At 43.8% G+C, this 21597-nt stretch carries 22 protein-coding genes and 1 tRNA gene; 11 read left to right on the top strand and 12 right to left on the bottom strand.

The annotated features are described in order from the left end of the window. The first annotated feature begins 157 nt into the window (after positions 1-157). The 3 genes from hslV (at position 158) to SWOO_RS22695 (ending at position 2820) form a co-directional block, all read left to right on the top strand. A complete protein-coding gene (hslV, locus tag SWOO_RS22685; RefSeq protein ID WP_012327007.1) occupies positions 158-682 on the top strand; it encodes an ATP-dependent protease subunit HslV in 525 nt (174 codons plus the stop codon). Positions 683-739: 57 nt separating this feature from the next. Next, positions 740-2065 carry an ATP-dependent protease ATPase subunit HslU gene (hslU, locus tag SWOO_RS22690; RefSeq protein ID WP_012327008.1) on the top strand — a complete coding sequence of 442 codons (1326 nt, stop codon included), beginning with the start codon at positions 740-742 and terminating at the stop codon, positions 2063-2065. Positions 2066-2424: 359 nt separating this feature from the next. After that, positions 2425-2820 (top strand): gamma-butyrobetaine hydroxylase-like domain-containing protein, encoded by a 396-nt coding sequence (locus SWOO_RS22695; RefSeq protein ID WP_012327009.1) that lies wholly within the window; start codon positions 2425-2427, stop codon positions 2818-2820. Between the two features lie 125 nt (positions 2821-2945). Here SWOO_RS22695 and SWOO_RS26155 read toward each other — a convergent pair whose 3' ends face one another. After that, entirely contained in the window at positions 2946-3116 is a 171-nt protein-coding gene (locus tag SWOO_RS26155) for a hypothetical protein (RefSeq protein WP_012327010.1), read from the bottom strand. Positions 3117-3196: 80 nt separating this feature from the next. Between SWOO_RS26155 and SWOO_RS22700 the strand changes: the two genes are divergently transcribed. Further along, positions 3197-3667 carry a DUF3859 domain-containing protein gene (locus SWOO_RS22700; RefSeq protein ID WP_012327011.1) on the top strand — a complete coding sequence of 157 codons (471 nt, stop codon included), beginning with the start codon at positions 3197-3199 and terminating at the stop codon, positions 3665-3667. Positions 3668-3751: 84 nt separating this feature from the next. Here SWOO_RS22700 and SWOO_RS22705 read toward each other — a convergent pair. Both SWOO_RS22705 and tyrP read right to left on the bottom strand, forming a co-directional pair. Further along, positions 3752-3842, bottom strand: a tRNA-Ser gene (locus tag SWOO_RS22705). A gap of 153 nt (positions 3843-3995) precedes the next feature. Continuing rightward, positions 3996-5198, bottom strand: coding sequence for a tyrosine transporter TyrP (gene tyrP / locus SWOO_RS22710; RefSeq protein WP_012327012.1), 1203 nt, complete (start codon positions 5196-5198; stop codon positions 3996-3998). A gap of 407 nt (positions 5199-5605) precedes the next feature. Between tyrP and SWOO_RS22715 the strand changes: the two genes are divergently transcribed. Further along, positions 5606-6115 carry a TlpA family protein disulfide reductase gene (locus SWOO_RS22715; protein WP_012327013.1) on the top strand — a complete coding sequence of 170 codons (510 nt, stop codon included), beginning with the start codon at positions 5606-5608 and terminating at the stop codon, positions 6113-6115. A gap of 85 nt (positions 6116-6200) precedes the next feature. Beyond that, a complete protein-coding gene (locus tag SWOO_RS22720; protein ID WP_012327014.1) occupies positions 6201-6629 on the top strand; it encodes a hypothetical protein in 429 nt (142 codons plus the stop codon). Positions 6630-6635: 6 nt separating this feature from the next. Here the strand turns inward: SWOO_RS22720 and SWOO_RS22725 are convergent, their stop codons facing one another. Both SWOO_RS22725 and SWOO_RS22730 read right to left on the bottom strand, forming a co-directional pair. Next, positions 6636-6860, bottom strand: coding sequence for a hypothetical protein (locus tag SWOO_RS22725; RefSeq protein WP_012327015.1), 225 nt, complete (start codon positions 6858-6860; stop codon positions 6636-6638). A 95-nt stretch (positions 6861-6955) separates the two neighbouring features. Next, positions 6956-8422 carry an aminotransferase-like domain-containing protein gene (locus tag SWOO_RS22730; RefSeq protein WP_229377264.1) on the bottom strand — a complete coding sequence of 489 codons (1467 nt, stop codon included), beginning with the start codon at positions 8420-8422 and terminating at the stop codon, positions 6956-6958. A gap of 72 nt (positions 8423-8494) precedes the next feature. Here SWOO_RS22730 and SWOO_RS22735 point away from each other — a divergent pair, with 72 nt between their 5' ends. The 3 genes from SWOO_RS22735 (at position 8495) to SWOO_RS22745 (ending at position 11751) form a co-directional block, all read left to right on the top strand. Continuing rightward, the gene (locus SWOO_RS22735; RefSeq protein WP_012327017.1) at positions 8495-9022 is read left to right on the top strand and encodes a GNAT family N-acetyltransferase; all 528 of its coding nucleotides are present in this window, start codon (positions 8495-8497) and stop codon (positions 9020-9022) included. Continuing rightward, positions 9019-9612: a GNAT family N-acetyltransferase gene (locus SWOO_RS22740; RefSeq protein ID WP_012327018.1), complete on the top strand. Its 594-nt coding sequence runs from the start codon at positions 9019-9021 to the stop codon at positions 9610-9612. Before SWOO_RS22735 ends, SWOO_RS22740 begins: the two co-directional genes overlap by 4 nt. A gap of 174 nt (positions 9613-9786) precedes the next feature. Beyond that, positions 9787-11751, top strand: a complete 1965-nt coding sequence (locus tag SWOO_RS22745; RefSeq protein WP_012327019.1) for a methyl-accepting chemotaxis protein — start codon at positions 9787-9789, stop codon at positions 11749-11751. A 188-nt stretch (positions 11752-11939) separates the two neighbouring features. Here the strand turns inward: SWOO_RS22745 and SWOO_RS22750 are convergent, their stop codons facing one another. The 3 genes from SWOO_RS22750 to SWOO_RS22760 all read right to left on the bottom strand — a co-directional run bounded on the left by SWOO_RS22750 (position 11940) and on the right by SWOO_RS22760 (position 13909). Then, a complete protein-coding gene (locus SWOO_RS22750) occupies positions 11940-12161 on the bottom strand; it encodes a hypothetical protein (RefSeq protein WP_195742829.1) in 222 nt (73 codons plus the stop codon). 68 nt (positions 12162-12229) lie between these two features. Next, positions 12230-13204, bottom strand: coding sequence for a chemotaxis protein (locus SWOO_RS22755; RefSeq protein ID WP_012327020.1), 975 nt, complete (start codon positions 13202-13204; stop codon positions 12230-12232). Positions 13205-13405: 201 nt separating this feature from the next. Next, positions 13406-13909 carry a hypothetical protein gene (locus tag SWOO_RS22760; RefSeq protein WP_012327021.1) on the bottom strand — a complete coding sequence of 168 codons (504 nt, stop codon included), beginning with the start codon at positions 13907-13909 and terminating at the stop codon, positions 13406-13408. Positions 13910-14399: 490 nt separating this feature from the next. Between SWOO_RS22760 and ubiD the strand changes: the two genes are divergently transcribed. Both ubiD and fre read left to right on the top strand, forming a co-directional pair. After that, on the top strand, positions 14400-15881 hold the full coding sequence (ubiD, locus tag SWOO_RS22765; protein WP_012327022.1) for a 4-hydroxy-3-polyprenylbenzoate decarboxylase: 1482 nt from the start codon (positions 14400-14402) through the stop codon (positions 15879-15881). Positions 15882-15934: 53 nt separating this feature from the next. After that, a complete protein-coding gene (fre, locus tag SWOO_RS22770) occupies positions 15935-16645 on the top strand; it encodes an NAD(P)H-flavin reductase (protein WP_012327023.1) in 711 nt (236 codons plus the stop codon). 216 nt (positions 16646-16861) lie between these two features. On the opposite strand, the gene SWOO_RS22775 is transcribed toward fre, so the two are convergent. The 4 genes from SWOO_RS22775 to nosD all read right to left on the bottom strand — a co-directional run bounded on the left by SWOO_RS22775 (position 16862) and on the right by nosD (position 21597). Further along, positions 16862-18172, bottom strand: a complete 1311-nt coding sequence (locus SWOO_RS22775) for a winged helix-turn-helix domain-containing protein (RefSeq protein ID WP_012327024.1) — start codon at positions 18170-18172, stop codon at positions 16862-16864. Between the two features lie 267 nt (positions 18173-18439). Further along, on the bottom strand, positions 18440-19288 hold the full coding sequence (locus tag SWOO_RS22780; protein ID WP_012327025.1) for an ABC transporter permease: 849 nt from the start codon (positions 19286-19288) through the stop codon (positions 18440-18442). After that, positions 19281-20264: an ABC transporter ATP-binding protein gene (locus SWOO_RS22785; RefSeq protein ID WP_012327026.1), complete on the bottom strand. Its 984-nt coding sequence runs from the start codon at positions 20262-20264 to the stop codon at positions 19281-19283. Before SWOO_RS22785 ends, SWOO_RS22780 begins: the two co-directional genes overlap by 8 nt. Next, positions 20254-21597: a nitrous oxide reductase family maturation protein NosD gene (gene nosD, locus SWOO_RS22790; RefSeq protein ID WP_012327027.1), complete on the bottom strand. Its 1344-nt coding sequence runs from the start codon at positions 21595-21597 to the stop codon at positions 20254-20256. Before nosD ends, SWOO_RS22785 begins: the two co-directional genes overlap by 11 nt.

Here is a 21597-nt window from a genome sequence, read left to right on the forward strand (position 1 = left end):
GGTGGCTATCTAAACGACTTAGATAGCCATCCATTAATCCCATCTCCGATTTCCCTTTTCTACCTCTTTTATCCTTGATATTTCACATTCCTCCCCCATATATCTAATATCACCCACTGACGAGCTTTAATCGTCAGTTTGAGAAGAGGATTCATTCGTGACCACAATCGTATCAGTTCGCCGTAACAATCAGGTCGTTATCGCTGGAGATGGCCAAGTTTCACTTGGTAACACAGTGATGAAAGGTAACGCAAAAAAAGTTCGCCGCCTTTATCATAATAAAGTCTTAGCTGGTTTTGCCGGCGGCACCGCCGATGCCTTCACCCTGTTTGAACGCTTCGAAGCCAAATTAGAGATGCATCAAGGACACTTGATGAAAGCCGCTGTTGAGATGGCGAAAGATTGGCGTAGCGACAAGATGCTTCGCAAGTTAGAAGCACTACTGGCTGTTGCCGATGACACCTGCTCATTAATCATTACAGGTAACGGTGATGTTGTTCAGCCCGAAAACGACCTTATCGCTATCGGATCTGGTGGCAACTTTGCCCAATCTGCTGCAACGGCTCTACTTGAAAATACTGAACTAACGGCCTTAGAGATAGCTGAAAAATCGCTAACTATTGCTGGTGATATCTGCGTGTTCACCAACCAGTTCAAAACCATCGAAGAATTAAATTATTAAGCATAAGCCTAGACTAAGCTTAAGCTGAAAACTGATGCAAATGCATGAGGAAAGAATATGTCTGAAATGACCCCACGTGAGATTGTCCATGAGTTAGACAGTCACATTATTGGCCAGCACAATGCAAAACGCTCAGTTGCTATCGCCCTGCGAAATCGCTGGCGCCGTATGCAACTAGACGCAGATTTCCGTCAGGAAGTCACTCCAAAAAATATCCTCATGATTGGCCCAACTGGTGTTGGTAAAACTGAGATTGCCCGTCGCTTAGCTAAGCTTGCCAGAGCGCCTTTTATCAAGGTTGAAGCGACTAAATTCACCGAAGTGGGTTATGTCGGTAAAGAGGTTGAACAGATCATTCGTGATCTTACTGATTCGGCCATCAAACTGACTCGTGAAGAGCAGATGAAGAAATGCAAATTCAGAGCTGAAGAAGCTGCTGAAGAGCGCATTCTTGATGCTCTGCTTCCAAAAGCAAAAGAGGATTGGGATAATGAAAAGCCTGATGACTCTGCAACTCGCCAAGTCTTTCGCAAGAAGCTACGTGAAGGCCAGTTAGATGACAAAGAGATCGAAATAGATGTCTCTGCACCTCAGGTAGGTATTGAGATCATGTCTCCACCTGGCATGGAGGAGATGACCAATCAACTTCAAAGCATGTTCCAAAATATGGGGCTTGGTGCCAGCAAACGTCGCAAGATGCCAATCAAAGAAGCCTACAAGCTGATGGTTGAAGAGGAAGCGGCTAAGCTCGTCAATCAAGACGATCTAAAAGAGCAGGCTATCGAACTGGTTGAACAGCATGGTATTGTCTTCTTAGATGAGATCGATAAGATCTGTAAACGAGGCGAAGCTTCAGGTCCAGATGTATCACGTGAAGGCGTTCAACGAGATCTACTGCCACTGGTTGAAGGTTGTACCGTAAATACCAAACACGGCATGGTGAAAACAGACCATATCCTATTTATCGCTTCTGGTGCGTTCCAGATGTCAAAGCCTTCGGATCTGATCCCTGAGCTACAAGGTCGACTCCCTATTCGTGTGGAGCTCGATGCATTAAGTGCCGATGACTTTAAACGTATCTTAACTGAGCCACATGCATCACTTACCGAGCAACAGATCGCACTAATGGGCACTGAAGGTGTAAAGATTGAGTTCACCGAAGATGGTATCGAAAGTATCGCTCAAGCGGCATGGCAGGTGAATGAGCGCACTGAAAATATCGGTGCACGTCGTCTACACACGGTAATGGAAAAGCTAACTGAGGAGCTCTCTTACGAGGCATCAGATAAATCAGGTAGCACTATCGTTATCGATGCTAAATACGTTAGTGATCATTTAGATAACTTGGTACAAGATGAAGATCTAAGCCGCTTTATTCTATAATTTAGCGATAAAGATGGATCACTAAGACAATGCCGGGCTAATACCAATCGGTATAAAGATGTGATCGCTCAGCGAGAGTTTAGCGCTTCTGAGGCAAGGCAACGAGTGAGGAACATAGTTATTCTACGTTTAAGCTCGTTAACACTGCATCGGATGCGCTAAGACTCGCCTGTAAGGAGTGTTTTTGGCTGCCTACTTCTGCGTTGAATGAACTCACAAGGGAAAAACCATTGTGTCATTCATTCGCCTTGAATTAGCTTGCCAAAAAAATTCTGAGTAGATCACTTTCTTATACCGATTGGTATTGATTGATATAATAGAGCTCGGCATTTTATTTTTAGCGACTTTTGGTAACCACTATGACAACCGATCCGGCTTCACCTCTGGTGACAAACCTAAAACTCAAACGTAAATCCCGCATACTCGAGATCACCTTCGACAGTGGCGATACACATCAAATCAGCTGTGAAATGCTACGAGTCTACTCACCTTCCGCAGAAGTTCATGGCCATGGTAACCCTGTATTGGTGACCCATAAGAAAAACGTCAACATAAAAGCATTAACCCCAGTAGGTAATTATGCCGTTAAGATCGTTTTCGATGATGGTCACGATACAGGGCTATTTTCATGGAAAGTACTCTATGATCTCGCCACTAATCAAGCAGATCTATGGGAGAACTACCTTGCCAGACTACGCGCAGCTAAAGCTAGCCGCGAGCCTCTTATCGATATGGCAGTTAAGTACCACACATAAAGCAGAGCGCCGACTACGTAGGCTTCGAGAAAGCAGGAAGCTGAAACCTGTTAGCCTCATAGCCTCATAGCCTAACTTTTCTCGTTGCCACGCAGTGGCATTTAAATAGCGGATACAATCCGGTATTAATCCTTCTTCTCTAATGTCAGCTCCAACACCTTACTATCACCAGCAAACCACTTCTGAACATAAATTGTCCCCATAATTGGTGCCTGACCTGGCTCAGAGACCTCTTGATAACGAACACTATTTTTTGTCTCTTTTTCATATTCAAACTTTACCGTCTTTTTTGACATATCAGCTCTCTTCCAATAAAAATTACAGCCACAATCCTGCTAAAATAACACTTTCAACGCGCACAGACTTAAGAAAAATCATGTCTAAACTCAAATTCGACGTCAACATTATCTATAGCGGCATCTTCACGAAGTGGAATGAACAGAGTGATAGTTTGCCCCGCTTAACAAAAGCCACTGTGCACGTGCCAGCAGAGGTAGATATAGAGTTTGGTTTTATCGCGCAGATTAAAAAAGCAAAAAATCAAAAGCTCAGATACTGCATCTATCACCCCGACATTCCAGATGATGATGGAGAAATACGCCCTCCCTTCGATGGTGAACTCTACGTAGAGAGCAATGATTGGAAGTTTTATATCGGAGATACTATCTGGGCACCAATACAGAATAAAACTGGCAAGTGGCGCATGACTTTAGAGTTAAAAGGAAAGGTTATCGCCGAAAAAACCTTTAAGGTTCACCTTCCAGATGAGTTACCTCACTCAGATACTAACTTGCTCAAACATGAGAATGAGAAAATAGCCTCATTTTGGAAAAAACGCGGGCTTTAAACAATAGGAACCCTAGGGTTCAACTCCATTTATTTTCCATACGAAAAAGCCCCAAGTATTTCTACTTGGGGCTTCATCTGAATATGGCGGAGGGATAGGGATTTGAACCCTAGATGGGCTATAAACCCATGCCGGTTTTCAAGACCGGTGCATTCGACCACTCTGCCATCCCTCCGAACGCCGCTGATAATAGGGATTGTTGAGGTCAATGTAAAGCCCAACTTGATTCAAATGTCTAAAAAACAGTCCATTAATGCAATAAAATGCTTAAGGGAACGTTTTTTAGTCATATCATGCCTAAAAGCAGTACTTTCAATCGGGCAAATAATTAGCCTACGGCGGGTAACAGATTAACCATCTGCAGTAACTGGACTAACATGATCAACACGCCAGCCAAGGTGACAATAATCAACCCCGCTTTACCACCCTTTACTCTATAGCCTTCAAGCTCTTGCTGTTTACGCTGAGAAGCGACCATAGCAACAGGCAGAAAGATGGCTAACACCACCAAAGCAAATGCTGCATAGCCTAATGCAGTAATAAAGCCCTGAGGATAAAACAGTGCAAAACCCAGTGGTGGTAAAAAGGTAACCCCAGCAATCTGAACCCTATGAGTTGCCGTCTTACTGCGTTTTAGAAGATCAGACAGAAAATCATACAGCCCCAAACTTACCCCAAGAAATGAAGTTGCTAAGGCAAGGTCGGCAAAAATAGAGACCGCATTAGCTATCATAGGATCATGAAGTAAACTACTAAGCGAGCTAATAAATCCATTAAGGCTCTGGCTATTCATTAGTGTGCTCTGGGTTAACACGCCTTGACTCGCCACCAGCCATAACAAGTAAATAAGCAGTGGCAGAGCCGAGCCAACAACAATGATCCATCTCAACGCCTTAGTATCTTTACCTAAGTAACGCACTATTGAGGGGATGGAGCCGTGAAAACCAAAAGAGGTAAAGATAACAGGCAGTGAAGCCAAAACTAGCCCTTGGTGTACAGGCAGTTCAACTAAGTTATTGACCGATACATGGGGTAACAGGAGAAACAACATCACAACTAACGCGACAAGCTTTAAAGAGAACAAGCTCCGATTTATGAAATCAACCGAGTGTGTTCCAATTGCAACTACAGTACCTATCAGTAACGTAAAGAGTATTGCGCCAGCCTGCATAGGTAAGTCCAGCGCAAACCAACCGGTTAACTTACTATGAATCTGCTCTCCACCACCTGCGATATATGCAGCACAAAGAGCATAAAACAGAAACATCATGGAGAAACTAGCAACAAGCTGTCCCTTACGCCCCAACAGTTTATAGGCCAAGGTATGTAAGGTTGCATCAACCGGGGCAAACTGATGAACTTCAACCATCAATAACGCTGTGTAAGCCATCAAAGACCAGATAAGCAACATGATCACACTTGCGGTGCCAAAACCTAATCCTGACGAGGCTAAAGGGAGTGCTAACATGCCCGCACCAATTGTAGTGCCAGCAATAATAAGCATGCTGCCAAAAGTTTTACTTTTATTCATCTAAGGGTTCCAAAATTGGAGTGAGAATTCGAAGCCGACGATCTAGCTCTTGTTGAAAACAACATAGCCACAATGGTGTGATTTTAGGTATGACTTAAATTTACCTTTATCTACGCCACTGTGGCTGTAGATAACTTGTCATTAAATTAGTAAATAGCACGTAAACCGCCCTGTCAGATCGCATTAATGGCGCCCGGAAACATTGAAGCATGCAACGAAGTTCCCCAGACAATCGAAGTAATCGCCTAAGATAGAGTGTCCCCTAAAAGCTGTCAATCTAGATTGCCTTATATTGATATGGCTACGGTAAAATAGCTTTACACCCTTACTATTCATTATACATACAAGGTCTTCTTTGATAGTTTATATCCACTTTGTTTAGCGATTTTCAACACAATGGAACTCCAATGAAATGGATCTCGGCGCTCAATATATTACTCATCACTCTCCTTATGGTCGGTTGTACCAGCTCTCCCACAAAACTCACTCAACATAACTCAAGCGAATATCAAACCTTTGTCAAAGTCGGTGAACAGGTTCCCGTGACTCAATTTATCGATACACAAGGGGAGAAAATAGATTTAACTCAATCCCACAATGCCAAGCTACTGATACTGTTTGCGACCTGGTGTAGCGACTCCCAACGTGCAATGAAGGCATTAAAGAGTTCAGACCTTAACCTAGATCCAAACATAGATATTATTGGCATTGGCCGCGAAGAGAGTAACGAGACTTTAGATAAGTTTGCTGATGAGTATGAGCTCAATTTTCCCCTTATCGCAGATAATGACAGAAGTATCTACGCCAAATTTGCCAACGCTGGAATACCTAGGTTTATCTTGCTAGATAAAGAGAACCAGATAGTCAAAACCATCATAGCCGAAGATGATAACCCCTTAACCCAGCTTCAATGGTAAAAGCTAAACAGTAAAGCCTTATAGTTAGACAAGAATCAAACTCAAACATAAGTTCGCTAAAACATAGAATATTAAAGGATGATATATGAATGGTGCAGGTGGAACATCTGGCGGTATAGGTCAATTTTTTATCGGGCTAATCATGATGTGCGGCGGCTTCTATATGCTGCTCAATGCCATCAAGGTAACTAGCTCTTTTGGCATGGGAAGTCGCCTTTACCACGTCTCAAATTTCGGTGGATTTAATATCACTAGCGGCATGATCATGATCCCCTTTATTTTTGGCGTCGGAATCATGTTTTACAACTACAAAAACATTCTTGGCTGGATACTCACCTTTGGCTCTCTAGTGGCCTTAATCTTTGGCGTCATCAGCTCAATCCAGTTTCGCTTTACCCATATGAGTGCCTTCGATCTCATTGTGATCTTAGTGCTGAGCATAGGCGGTTTAGGACTTTTTCTACGCTCATTTAAAGCATTAGATCAAGCCTATCCAGACAGTTCAAAACAGTAACGGCTTTTAGTGGCCAACCTGTATCGAAACTGGACAGGTTTGATTGCTAAATAGCACTCTAAAGTGGGTCTCTTTAATCGTATGGTACTGACATATAAGCACAGTACCATCAACCTCAGACTTAACTAAATTGGCTGTCACTGCCGTTTGACTTGATGCGAATGCCACTGTGGTAGAAAAGATAAGTGAAAAAACTAAAACTACTGTCTTTTGCATCATATATTTTATCATCAATCACCCTTGTATCTTGAAAAGCTCAATGAAGTTCTGCATACGGTATATTCTACCAGTAATAGCTGAACCTCTACTTAACAAGAACTTATCTCTTACTTTTCCTCGGTATACTCATTAATAATCTCAGCAAGGCGTATCATAGCTAGCTCCATTTTATGGTTCCAAGGTAGAGCAAAGGTGATCCGAAAATAGCTATCAAATGCCCCAGAAAAAGAAAACATGGCACCGGGAGCTATCGACAACTTATCCTTAATCACTCTCTCCCATAACACCTCACTAGAATAGCCCTCAGGTAACTTAAACCAGATACAGGGGCCGCCTGTTGGCTCACTGATATAAATAGAGGGGTTTAACACTGGTAATATCAAACTTTTCGTCTTCTGATGATTCAACTTCATCTGGGCTCTGAGCTTACCCAGCAAGGTTTGATATTCGCCATTAGCGAGCAGATTCGCCACCATATGTTGTAGTGCAATGCTTGGCTCTTCAGCAACAGTTTGCTTAGCAAACTGACACTGGGAAAAGGTATTAACGCACAGCAGGTAACCTAAACTGATTGAAGGTGAGATGGTGTCATAAAAATCGGCAATGCTAATCACCCTACAATTGTCAGCATCAGCGGCTAAACTTGCAATCGTCACAGGACGAGATCGGCCAAAGTAGAGCTCACCACGATCATACTCAATCAAAGTCACATCATGCTCAATAGCCCACTTAATCAAGGCTTGTTTATCAGCAACACTTAATACTCGCCCAGTAGGATCGGCAAAATTAGGATTGACTAGATACGTATCAAACCTCTGCTGTTTATAGGCCTTGGTTAATAATGCCAATTCATCTGCATAGTCTTCCTGCATCGGCACTTCAATCACGTCGGCATTAAACTGCTTTAATATCGCCTGGAAAAAAAATGATGCCGGAGACTCAACGGCAAGAGGTTTGCCAACCGCTTTAGCGGCAGTTAATGCCAGCAATAATCCCTCTTGGCGTCCATTGGTTACCAGTAACTGATCTTGATAAAACACTTGTCCAGAACGAAGCAGATGGCGGCATATCTCATACCTCAGCTCAGAGAGTCCTTCGATGGGATCTTGCATCATGAGCTTATAGGGACGCAGTTTCAGTACTTGCTTATGCAAGCGGTTTAACAGAAGTTCTTGATCGATAACGGTACTTGGAGCAGTACAGGAGAGAGGAGTAATGTCTGGGTCATTAAAGGAGTATTGCACGGCATTCGCCAGCTCCAGTTGAGCATGTACTCGGTTGATACTGTGGCCATAGTCAGGCTGTTTAGCTGACTTTTTTGATACCACAAAATAGCCTCGCTTAGGTTCAGAGTAGATCCACCCCAACTTCTCAAGCTCCATATAAGCCTGAGTCACCGTCGAAACTCCTACGCCCTTCTCTTTAGCGTAACGCCTTACAGACTCAAGCTTATTACTGCCCGCTCTATCTGAAAAGATCCCCAGCTCAATAGCTCGAATAACTTCATCAACAATTTTTAGGTATTTAAACTCAGCCATAGCGTGACGATCTGTATTGGGTTTTATAGCTATCAACTGTATCTGTTTTGATTTTAACACTCAATATAAAGTAAAAAGCAATACAGATAGTAATAAGAGATCATATAGATGAGTAGAGTAATCACTGAAACAGACCGTCTTATCATACGAGAATTTAACCTCGATGATGCAAGCGCAGTTTATCATTTTAATGCACCTAAAGAGGTCAACCGCTTCACTGGTGATGCAGGAATGTGTGAGAACATTAAAGATGCAGAGCAGATCATCCGCAATATCTGGTTAGTGGAGTATCAGAAGTTTGGCTTTGGTCGTTGGGCGGTGGTGTTAAAAGAGAGCGATGAGGTCATCGGCTTTTGCGGCTTCAAAAATGAAACCCGTATTAACGCTGTTGATATCGGCTATCGCTTTCACCCTGACTACTGGGGCAAAGGCTTTGCCACGGAATCAAATTTAGCTTGTATCGATTATGCGAAAAAGCATATGAAGCTGGACCGAGTCCTCGGGGATGTGGTTGTTGAAAATCTAGACTCTATCAAGGTACTGAAAAAGTTAGGCATGAATTACATCGGTCAATACCAAGAGGAAGGATTTACCCTTAATCGGTATGAACTCCTATTAAAGGGGAAAACTGAATGAGACATATAGAGAAGACCATGGTGGCTAGCTTTCCGAGGATAGAAACCCCTAGACTGATATTAAATGAAACTACATTAGCAGATACAGGCTCTGTATTTTCTCTATTTAGTGATCCACAGGTACTGATTTATTACGATATAGAGCAGTTTAATGAACCTGAGCAAGCGATGGAATTAATTAACTCAGACGCTAAAAAGTATAAAGATGGTCAAATGCTCAGATGGGCCGTGCGTGAAAAGTTAAGTAGCAAATATATAGGTGGCTGTGGCATCAATCGATTTGAGTTAAGTCGCCACACTGCAGTTATCGGTTATGAGTTTATCCAAGACTCATGGGGAAAAGGTTTTGCGACAGAGTCCATTCAAGCCGTGGTCGACTTTTGTTTCAGCAATCACTCTCCGCACTTTGTTAACCGCATTGAAGCTTATGTCATGCAAGGTAACCTTGCATCTGAAGCTATTCTGACAAAATTAGGCTTCGATAAAGAGGGGATTTTAAAACAACACAGCTACTGGAAAGGTCAATATCATGATTTAGCGCTATTCTCTAAATTGAAGTGTAATCACCACAACAAACAAACCAGCCAATAAAACCCCGAATACCACCATAACCAGCCATATAAAAATATGTTTTCACAAAAATGTAGCATAATATATTAGTAAAGGCGCAACAACTGAGATAATCTTGTTTAAATTAAAGTCAACATTTCGCCAAGCAATAAAGTTTGCTATACCTAATTAAAGCCTCTAAAGAGTTTGACCATTATGCAACTTTTATCCAGCATCTCAGTCGCTAAAAAATTATCGATTGCGCCCATAGTATTGGGACTTATTCTCATTATTATAACTGTAATAGGAATTAGTGCTCTCAACGGTTTAGCTAGTCGTATGCACCAGATCACTTTCGATCTTGCACCGGATACTGAACTCGCTGCGGATATCACAAGCAGCCTTTATAGGCTCAGGCTAACGGTGAAAAACTACGTAAAAACAGGTGACGATAAATGGGTATCCCAGTTCCAGACTCAAAGTAAAAACTGGCAAGCGGCACTGGATAAAGCTTTTTTGGAGATCCAAAATCCGCAACGAGTCGCCATGTTGAATGAAATTAAAAGTAACAAAGACACCTACGTCAGCACTTTTAATAATATCGTCGTTAGTAATCAACAAAAGCGAAATAAAGCGGTCACGGAAACATTAAATGCCCGAGGCCCAGAGATTGAACGCGGATTAACTAAAATAATGCAATCGGCTAATGACGATGGTGATATCCACGCTGCATTTCTTGCAGGAACAGCCATTCGTAGCCTGCTGCTAGGTAGACTTTATGTATCTAAGTTTCTTGTTGAAAACCAGCCAAGTCAGGTCGACAGGTTTAATCAAGAGCTAACAGACACCACTAAGCAGATCGACACCTTATTAGAGAGTTTACAAAACCCGACTCGCCGAACCTACGCAACAGAGGCGAAAGCTGACATTATTAGTTATACAAACATTGCTAATAACGTCTCCACTTATATCAGTACACGTAATGCAGGTATCAAGACTTTAGATACTATTGGACCTCAAGTTGCCAATCAATTAGATGAACTAAGAGCATCAATCGCTGAATCCATGAGCGCCGCCTCAGACGCTGCTAATGAATCACAGCAAACTTCATCGACACTACTCTTAACAGTCGCCTTAATTGCCATCATATTCGGATTAACCATCGCCTATATTATCTCTAGAGCAATTATCTCTAGCTTAGATTCAATGAATAAAGTCTTTGCCGATATTGCACAAGGCGAAGGCGATCTCACAAAGCGTATTCCCGTAGCAGGACAAGATGAGCTCTCACAACTTGCATCTAGCTTTAACCTCTTTGCTGAGAAGATACAGAAAACAGTCATCGAAGTGAGTAACTCCACTGAGCAACTGCAATCAGCCTCAGATGCATTAACCACTAAAGCTAAAGAGACGCAAAATGAGGTCAGCCAGCAACAATCCCAAGCCCAGTTAGCCGCCGCAGCTATGACAGAGATGTCAGCCAGTGCCTCAGAAGTAAGTAGTAGCGCTAACCAAGCAAATGATCTCTCCAGTAGCGCCTTGAGTACCGCCAGTACTGGCCGAGAAGTCGTCATAAATGCAGTAAGTAGTATGAGTGCTCTTTCAACTCAGTTAACGGATTCATCGGGGATCATCGAGAACCTTCGTAAAGACAGTGAACAGATAGGTACTGTACTTGATGTTATACGCAGTATTGCAGAACAGACTAATCTACTGGCATTGAATGCTGCGATTGAGGCGGCCCGTGCTGGTGAACAGGGACGAGGTTTTGCGGTCGTTGCAGATGAGGTTCGATCATTAGCATCAAGAACCCAGGAATCAACAGAAGAGATTCAAACCATAATCCAGACTCTACAACAGAGATCTGAAAGTGCCTTTAAAGCCATGACAGAGAGTTGTGCTAGTGCAGAATCCACCGCTGAGCTTGTGCAATCTGCCGAGCAATCTCTTGGACAAATAGCTGAGTTTATGGATGAGATCAATAACTCGATTGCCCACATATCAGATGCAGCAGGACAACAAGCGACCGTGTCTGATGAGGTCAGTCAGAATGTCAACGCAGTCTCAGAGATCTCAGCGGCAACCTACGGTCAAACCGAAGAGACCTGCCTCAGCGCAGAGGAGTTATCTATTCTTGGCGACGATCTGGCGAAAAGCGTAAGCCAATTCAAGATCAGCTAGCATTTATAAGGATGAACAAGGGTGTAGAGCTTAAAGCTCTACACCCTTTTTCTATTCTGGAGCAATAATACCAATCAGTATAAGCAAATCTGTAGGCTTTACAAAGCAGATAACCACTCCATCATCACTGGCTTTCAATTCGTCAGTTAAAGAGAACCGAATAGGATAATTGCTTAGCTTAGGTATATTCATATCAGCAGTATCAGCAGTATCAGCAGTATCAGCAGTATCAGCAGTATCAGCAGTATCAGCAGTATCAGCAGTATCAGCAGTATCAGCAGTATCAGCAGTATCAGCAGTATCAGCAGTATCAGCAGTATCAGCAGTATCAGCAGTATCAGCAGTATCAGCAGTATCAGCAGTATCAGCAGGGTATAGAAATAGAAAAGCATGCCAATAGCATGCTTCAATGGATTAAGTTAGCTCTGTCATATTTGGTGTGAGGTTTAATTTATATGCTTACTTGAATACTCAAGAGCTAAAGAACAAAGCTATCGACCATAGTAACCATGCGGCCAATTTCCGGCTTAGTGATTGTGTCATTGGCTCCTAAGGCCAACGCTTTTCCTCGGTTATCTTCACTCATCAGTGATGAGAACATAACAATCGGCATAGTCTTATAGGACGGCTTGTCTCTGAGACGCTTAAGCAGATGTAATCCATCCATTCTTGGCATCTCCACATCCGAAATAATCCCACTCACCATCTCACTGACTGAGGCACCAGCTTCCTCTGCGAGTCGCTCAAACTCCTCCAACATCTCCAACGCATCACCACCATCTTTGGCGGTGATAATGTTATAGCCTGCTGTTCGAAGGGTATTTTCTATCATCTTACGAATAAAGGCTGAGTCATCGACGATCAGTATGGTTTTAGCCTCACGCTTAGCTAGCATCTCGTCATTAATCACCACAGTCTTATCAAGGGTCACATCATATTTATCCATGCTCAGTTCAGGATTGATATCAGCGATGATCTTTTCAAAATCCAGCACCATGATAAGGTGTCCTTCACGGCGAACCACTGCAACAACGCAGTCCTGCTCCCCCGCTTCCAAAAATTGGCTGGGAGACTCAACCTGCTCCCATGAAACACGATGAATACTGCGAACACTGTCAATTAAGAAACCATTAATCATTCGATTAAAATCGGTCACTATTACAACTTTGTGCTCTAAATCGTTTTGAGTCGGGATCCCAAGCCATCCAGCAAGATCCACTAAAGGAATAAGGTTATCCCGCAGAGAGAAGACCCCCACCATATGGGATTGCGCATTTGGATAATCTGACGTATCAGGCACTCTGATAACCTCACGAACCTTGGCCACATTGATCCCATAATGGCAGACTTTATGCCCACCTCCCGCTAATGTCTTATGTAGATGAAACTCAATAATTTCAAGTTCATTGGTTCCACTTTCAGTCAGAATTTCCGATTTCTTTAATTCACTCATACTCAGTACTCAAATATGCTCAAGGCTGCTTAAGCCGGAAGGAGAAATAAATAGCTATTACTAGTATAGGAAGGGAATCGCGCTTTATGTATTTTAGTTAGTCGATAAAAATAAGGGAGATACAGATATTCAGCCCATCAGCATTCACTTGAGGCTTAATCACAGATCTTTGGCATTATTCAACCACGGGGAGTAGCAGCGCTACTTTACCTCTCGGTAGGTCTCACTCTCCCAGTCAAACTGATACTCTACCCCTTGCCATTGATAAATGGTGTGACCATTTTTTTGTATAGCACGGGCATTAGCAGGTAAGCTTTTTAAACCTGAGGCGAACTGAACACTGGTGGTGACCTGCTCTGGAGCTGAAATAACTTTAGGCACTGCGGGCTTTGTATACGTGTTGCGATAGTTATCACGATAACGATATGGATAACCCCAGTTATTACGCCAATATGGCCGATACCAAGGTCTATTCCAATAATAACTGTGATTATTCCAATAAGGCGAGCCAGTTCCTACCCCCAAACCCCAGCGCCAACCGCTACTGTAATTTGGATAATGGTTACCCCAACTACTACTCCAGCTGGGTTGCACCCAAACATTGCTGCTCCAATTGAAACGGTCATTGGCCTGCACGCTTAGGCTAGGAAGAGTCAGTAAAGCAGAGAAAACAATAACTTGCCCTAATCCAGATAATCTACTCATCTCTATTCTCCTCACACAGCTCTATAGCAACTCAACATCCATATTACTCCTATTTTCAGCAAGAAGTTATATACCAATCGGTATAAAGATGTGATCGCTCAGCGAGAGTTTAGCGCTTCTGAGGCAAGGTCATTAAATGCTCCTGCATTAATGACATTCACCACATCCATGTGGTTTGCAACGAGTGAGGAACATAGTTGTTCTACGTTTAAGCTCGTTAACACCGCATCGGATGCGCTAAAACTCGCCTGTAAGGAGTGTTTTTGGCTGCCTACTTCTGCGTTGAATTAACTCATAAGGGAATCACCATTCTGTCATTCATTCGCCTTGAATTAGTTTGCCAAAAAAAACTCTGAGTAGATCACTTTCTTATACCGATTGGTATTACCTCTGACTTATCTATTTATCGACTATTTAAAGCAGTTAAACATGTGTACTAAAAATGCTATAGTGCGCGCAATATCACATTTATAAGCAGGGTTATTTCCACATGAGTTTTAAGGATTTACGCAGTTTTATAGACCACCTAGAAAGCCAAGGTGAACTAAAGCGTATTAGCCATCCGGTCGATCCTAATCTTGAAATGACAGAGATCGCCGATCGCGTGTTACGCGCTAAAGGGCCAGCCCTGTTATTTGAAAACCCTGTAGGCAATGATATGCCTGTTTTAGCTAACCTTTTTGGTACGCCAAAACGCGTTGCTATGGCATTGGGTAAAGAGGACCCCCTCGCACTAAGAGAGGTCGGTGAGCTATTGGCTTTTCTGAAAGAACCTGAGCCACCTAGAGGGTTTAAAGACGCGATCGCTAAGATCCCCATGTTTAAGCAAGCCCTAAACATGCCACCTAAGACAGTCCGCAATCCGCCCTGCCAGCAAGTAGTCAAAACGGGAGAGGAGGTCGATCTCACTAAACTCCCCATTCAGCACTGCTGGCCTGGTGATGTCGCCCCGCTAGTGACTTGGGGATTAACCATCACTAAGGGACCTCGCCAAAAGCGCCAAAACTTAGGGATCTACCGTCAGCAGCTTCTCGGGAGAGACAAACTGATAATGCGCTGGCTCGATCACCGTGGTGGTGCATTAGATTTTAAAGATTTTAAAGAGAAACACCCAGGTGAACGCTACCCAGTCGTCGTTGCCTTAGGTTCAGATCCTGTGACCATTTTAGGCGCGGTAACTCCAGTACCAGACTCCATGAGCGAGTATGCTTTTGCAGGCCTTCTGCGCGGTGAGCGCACCGATGTCTGCAAGGCGATAAGCTGCGATTTAGAGGTACCGGCCACTAGTGAGATCATTCTCGAAGGTTATATTGACCCTGATGAGATGGCAGAAGAGGGTCCCTATGGTGATCACACGGGTTACTATAATGAGACTGACTCATTCCCTGTCTTTACCGTGACCCATATTACCCACAGAAAAGATGCCATCTACCACAGTACCTACACAGGCCGTCCACCTGATGAGCCGGCTATGCTAGGTGTCGCACTTAATGAAGTGTTCGTGCCTATCTTACGTAAGCAGTATCCAGAAATTATCGACTTTTATCTGCCACCTGAAGGTTGCTCCTACAGAATGGCCGTGATCTCCATACGTAAACAGTACCCGGGTCATGCTAAACGGGTCATGATGGGTGCTTGGTCATTCCTGCGTCAGTTTATGTACACTAAATTTATCGTCGTAGTAGATGAGGATGTGAACTGCCGAGATTGGAACGATGTCATCTGGGCCATCACCACGCGCATGGATCCTAAACGTGATACTGTAATGATAGAGAACACACCTATCGATTACCTCGATTTCGCCTCTCCGGTTGCAGGACTCGGCTCTAAGATGGGCATGGATGCAACCAATAAGTGGGAAGGTGAAACCGATCGCGAATGGGGAACACCTATCGTCATGGATCAAGCGGTAAAAGATAAAGTTGACCAGATCTGGGCCGACTTGGGCATAGATGACGCCCCTACCCTATAATTTTACCAATATAGCTATTAAACCTCCAAAGAGGGGTAAATAAAGGAAGTTAGATGAACACCATTCGTTGTCAGATAGAGAAAGTGACCCCATTTAATGATGCGGTCTACCAAATCATTCTTAAGCCTGAAACCGCTTTCCAATTTAAAGCGGGCCAATATCTTTGTGTCGTTATGGGAGAAAAGGACAAGCGTCCATTCTCTATCGCATCCGCTCCAGACTCAGAACATATCGAATTACACATAGGTGCAGCGGTTAGCGAAAGCTACCCAATGCAGGTTGTAGAGCGTATGAAGGAGTGCATGCAAAATGGTGCTTATATCGATGTTGAAGTCCCAGGCGGAGAAGCGCACCTACGCCACGAGAGTGAACGACCACGTTTGATGATCGCCGGAGGCACAGGCTTCTCCTATATCAAGAGTATTATCGAACACCAGATAGCCTTAGATCAGAAAATTCCTACCACCCTCTATTGGGGATGCCGCAATCAAGATGCCATGTACTACGAAGAGATTGCAAGGCAGTGGCATGATGCGCACCCGTGGATGCAATTTGTCCCTGTAATTGAGCAAGCTGGTGATGATTGGAAAGGAAAAGAGGCCAACCTACTGGATCAGATCCGCGCTGATTTTGTCAGCTTAAATGGATACGACATCTATATCGCAGGTCGTTTCGATATGGTCGGCGCCGCACGTGAAGTGTTCCGCTCAATTGGTGTCGAAGAGGATCACCTCTATGGTGATGCCTTTGCATTTATCAAGTAGATAAACACCGTCTATAGGAGACCTCAAACTTGTGAGTTTGAGGTCTCTTTTTAATTAGTCTATTTGGCTTATTTTATATTTAATGATTAGTGGGTAACCATAGCCTCTCTTTAGTCTACAGCCTGCGGCTCACTGAATGTGTAGGTATTTCTGCGAACCGCCGCAAGCACCTCCATATAAACATCCCTTTTTTAAAAGCTCGCAGCCGTACCTACACTATAATTCAACCTTCTCATATTTGGTCCAGACGATGATATTTCCCATCAGAGGGACCACCCAAACAGAAGTTTGGTTGTCGCTGTGAATGCGGTAGTAAAATAGCTCTTCATCGCGAATATTGTGCTTTCTTATCTCACGGTAAAAGTGCATCGCCGATGCGCTGACAACATCTGGTTTAATCAAATCTTTCTGAGTAACCTTCACATAGAAGACATCTACATTTAGGTTATCTATCTTCTCTTGATACTGCTCAAACTCACCGCGTACCTGATATTTAATCGGCGTAGTTAAACAATCCTCATCTGTAATGCAGGTTGAGGAGTAAAACTTTCCGCGATTCTCCTCTCCATAAACCAGAGATATGCCCAGATCTGCGCGCACCAACAGCTCATTCGCCACAGGGAAGTAGATATCACCGTGATAATGATGCTCAATAAACTCAGGTTCAACGGACTTTATCTTCTCTTTCTCTTCAAATACCACATGTGCTGGCAGCAGTACTCGGTTATAACGGATCCGCTTCTCCATCGCTCGGCTTAACTTCATAAACTCCTTCATGTCTAAACCAGCGGGCGTTAATCCGATCGCCGCCAGATTGATCATCTGATCACTAATACAGTGACCATCTCTATCCGTCTCGCAACTGGCGAATGAGTAATGCTCTCCATCGGTAAATGCATAAGCACTAAAGTTATCAATGCTGGTGATCTGATTAGTTTCCGGCGCAATATGTTTCTGCCACATAGAGGGATGAAGCCTATCTTCCCCATCTGGGTAGATAAGCTGTGCATTCTCATTAGTACCGCCTAAGTTCAACGGGATCTGTTTATCTGAACGCCACTTGCCTGTCTCCTGCATCACGTTGTAGCTATCACTGCTAAGCCAAGCCCATGCGATCAGTGCCAGCAACACCACTATCCCACCAAGCTTAACGATTAACGACACATCAAACAGCGCCGTTTTTATCGACTCGGCATCATTAACCGCCAACATCTTCACATGGGATTTTATCGAGATATGTAACTGATACCCTCTTCTGGCAACGGTTTTAAGTTGCACCTCAGGGTAGGGCTCAAGCTTCTTTCTAAGGGTGCTGACACATTGGGTTAGGGAGGTAGCAGCAACGACACGGTCAGGCCAGCCCACTTGCAGCAACACATCTTTATCACATATTGCATCGGGTGTTGTGAGCAGATGAGAGAGAATGGCAGATTCGGAAAAAGTGAGCCCTATTGTCGTTCGAGTCACACGATCGACAAGTTGGTTAGCTTCACAGTCTAATTCCAAATAAGGAGTAACTTTTAACAACTTACACCTCTTTATCCCCCCTTGATTCCACAAGCCATGCTCAAGCATTGATACAGAAGGAGGGTTAAATACTTATTAATACGAATAATGTTATTTTCAAGCGAAAGATACTGTGATTACTAGCGCAAATCAAACTTATCTTCACACAAGATTATGCTTATTTTCACATACGTGAGCTCACTCTCGCAAAACCCCAACAGATGATCCTATTTGCCTACACAGATACCAGAAAATCAAATAGATCACTAGGTTAGCTAACATTCAATATTATAAGCTTTTGCGTCTAAACAGCTGATAAGATACTGCCATCAATATACAGATCCACACAAGCATAGAAGCATATAACCCCTCTAACGCCCAAGAGGTTCCATTAAGCAGTGATAACCCCTCTCTCGAATCGATCGCCATCTCATTCACTGCTCGGTATAGATCCGTAGGATTCAGAGCGATCAACAGATTTAACACACTTTGATTAATGACGCTAAGCTCGGCCACCAGCACAGCCAACAGAAGCAAGTCATAAAGCAGCACAAACAGAAACCAGATAAAGAGTAAACTGCCCACTGCTCTGGCCTTCTCTGTGGCGCGCAGGCTCACCGTATACCCTACCAAGATAAAAGTAAGTGCAAGTAGGAAACTACTTAAGATGAATTGCATAAATACCAGTAAGGTCTCCATGACTGAATAAGTCTCCCCCAACAGCAACAGCAATATGCCAGTGCCGCCAAAAGCAAAAGAGATACTCACGAACATGACAACACCGTGGCCTAGCAGCTTACCTAAGATGATCTGAAATCGTGTCAGCGGATAGGAGAGCAGCAACAGCAAAGTTCCCGCTTCATCCTCTCCCACAAAAGCGTCATAACTGAGCAAAATGGCCGCCAAGGGGATAATAAATACAGACACGGTCGACAGACTCGTCATTAGGTTTGGCAACGTGGGAAGTGCCAAGGTGCCAGTTATTGCGCTACCAGCAAATGTAATGCTTAAGGATAAGACAATAAAAATAAGTGAAATAAAGCTTATCCAGCGGTTTCGAAAGCTGTCCTTAATCTCCTTGGCAGCGATAATAAACACAGGTGAATTAAGTGAAGTCATAGCTAACATGTTATGCATTTCTCATTTTCAAAAACTGACTGGAAAGACGAGTCAATATTGACTCTTTTGGCGTTATTCTCGTGGTCAGCTCCGAGCCAATATGACTGTCCATATCATGACCTATAAAGTGACGATAGATCTGGGTAAGCCCAGGCTTGCTCAGCGAAAAATCAAACTTGCCATATTGAGAGGTTAAACATCGCACCACCTGCTCCTGCTGTTCAACGTCAAAATGCAGAGCATCATCTTGATACAGGCTAAGCAAGCTTGGCTCCTGCTTAACGACTTGAGCCAAGCCGTCACACTTGAGCTCAATCTTTAGCCCACTTTGCAACCTAAGTTGATTCAGATCCCCCAAGGCTAAACGCTCACCTTTGGCCATGATCATTGCCATATCGATATGGGGCTCAATGAGTGATAGCTCGTGGGTACAGACAATCACAGCGCAGCCTGTTTTTTTCAGTTCGGCAATCTTGCCATAGAGAAATTGTGATGCCTGGGGATCTAGACCTACCGTCGGTTCATCTAACATAAGAATATCGGGCTCAGATAAAATAGCCTGAGCAAAACCCAGGCGCTGCTTCATCCCTTTAGAGTAAGTTTTCAGCTGCCTATTTTTGGCGTAACCTAGGCCAAACTCCTCAATAAGAGTGGCCACTTTGGCTTTAGTAACCCCTTTAAGCGCTGCAAAATAGGTTAAGATCTCCTCGCCGGTTAACTTATCGTAAAAACTAACGTTCTCAGGCAGATAACCCAGCCGTACACGACTCTCTCTAGATGATAAGCATTGCCCAGCCCCCATCAGCGACACTTCACCCGACTCAGGAGTGATCAGGCCTAAAATTATCTTTATTAGGGTCGACTTACCCGCCCCATTGTGGCCCAGAAGGGCCATGGTTTGCCCCTGTTCAACGCTAAAGCTTACCTGTCTCAAGGCGCTAAAATCACCAAAGTGATGGCTCACCTCATTCACACTGACAGCACTATTTCCCATAAAAAATCCCACCGAAAGAGAGGGAGTCACTCTCCACAATAGTCATATCTGACTCATCAATAAACCCTGAGCTGGCGCTAGGAGTTGATAGCGGGAAGCTGTCGATAATGCCGGTGTCTTCGACAATATCGAACTCACGTTGCGCCCACTTAAGTAACATCACTATCGGACTTCCCATCAAAAAATTCGCTTCAGGGTAGAGCCAAAACAGACGGTCCAGATTATCATTAGGCCGATAAACATCTTGCCCCACCTGCAGACCAGCCCTAGGCCAAGACTGGTAACTACTCCAATAGTTGCCACGGCCGCCATAACTCCACTCCAGCAGAGCATCTCCTACATATTTAACTTGAGACTGGTTATCGATAAATCGATTCTCAAATACTCGGTTGCCCTCGCCCCCCATCGCCATATAGATGCCGATATCATTTTGGGAAAACTGGTTATTCCAAACTAAATTGTCTCTAGCACCATAGATAAAGACGCCTTTGCCCTCACGGCCCAGCTCCACCTTTTCACTGGGATTAGACACAAGCTCCGCCTCATTAGACTCTATCAAGCAAAGACTGGTCATATTGAGCAGTACCCCAAAATCCAATGCGTGGGAAACCCGGTTATGGTGAAGGTTAATAGACTTAGAGCTCATCAGCGCATAACCCCCCTCAACATGGCGACTGACATTGCCAAACGCCTCGTCTGAGTGGGTATACATATAGTGGATGCCATATTGAAGATCTGAAAACTGATTATCAAACACCCGACTAAAACTGCCCGTTTCGAGATATATCCCATCACGAACCTTGGAGATACGATTGCCTGAAACCGATGGAGAGATAACATTAAGCAGGTAGATCCCATCACCTCTATCTAAGAAGTAGAGTTCGCCATTGCCTGTGATCGTATTTCCAGCGATGGTGATATGGCTTAAGGAGTCAGCGCTGATCCCAAAGCCATCTCCCTGAAATCGATTGTGACTAATATCGGCTCTGTCTGCGCCTTCAAGTAGCCGAATACCTGAATCTTTCTCATAATGATCATTGCCCCAGTTGCGGATGCTCAACCCCGTCACCACAACATCAGGGGCTGTAATGGTGATCGCACTCCCCTCTCCACCAGCATCGATAATGACCTCCCCTTCCATATCATTGGAGATAGAGAGCGGCTTATCGATAACAAGAGCGCCTCGATATATGCCAGGGGCTAAGATCAGTTGATCATAAGGTTGTGCCCCTTGCAGTTGAGCATTGAGTGTTTGGGGATTATCAATATAAAGAATCTCAGCTTGAATAAAGCATGAGAGCAGCAATAGACAACATCCCCCCAAATACCTCAT

It is taken from the genome of Shewanella woodyi ATCC 51908 (assembly GCF_000019525.1).
Classification (GTDB): Bacteria; Pseudomonadota; Gammaproteobacteria; order Enterobacterales; family Shewanellaceae; genus Shewanella; species Shewanella woodyi.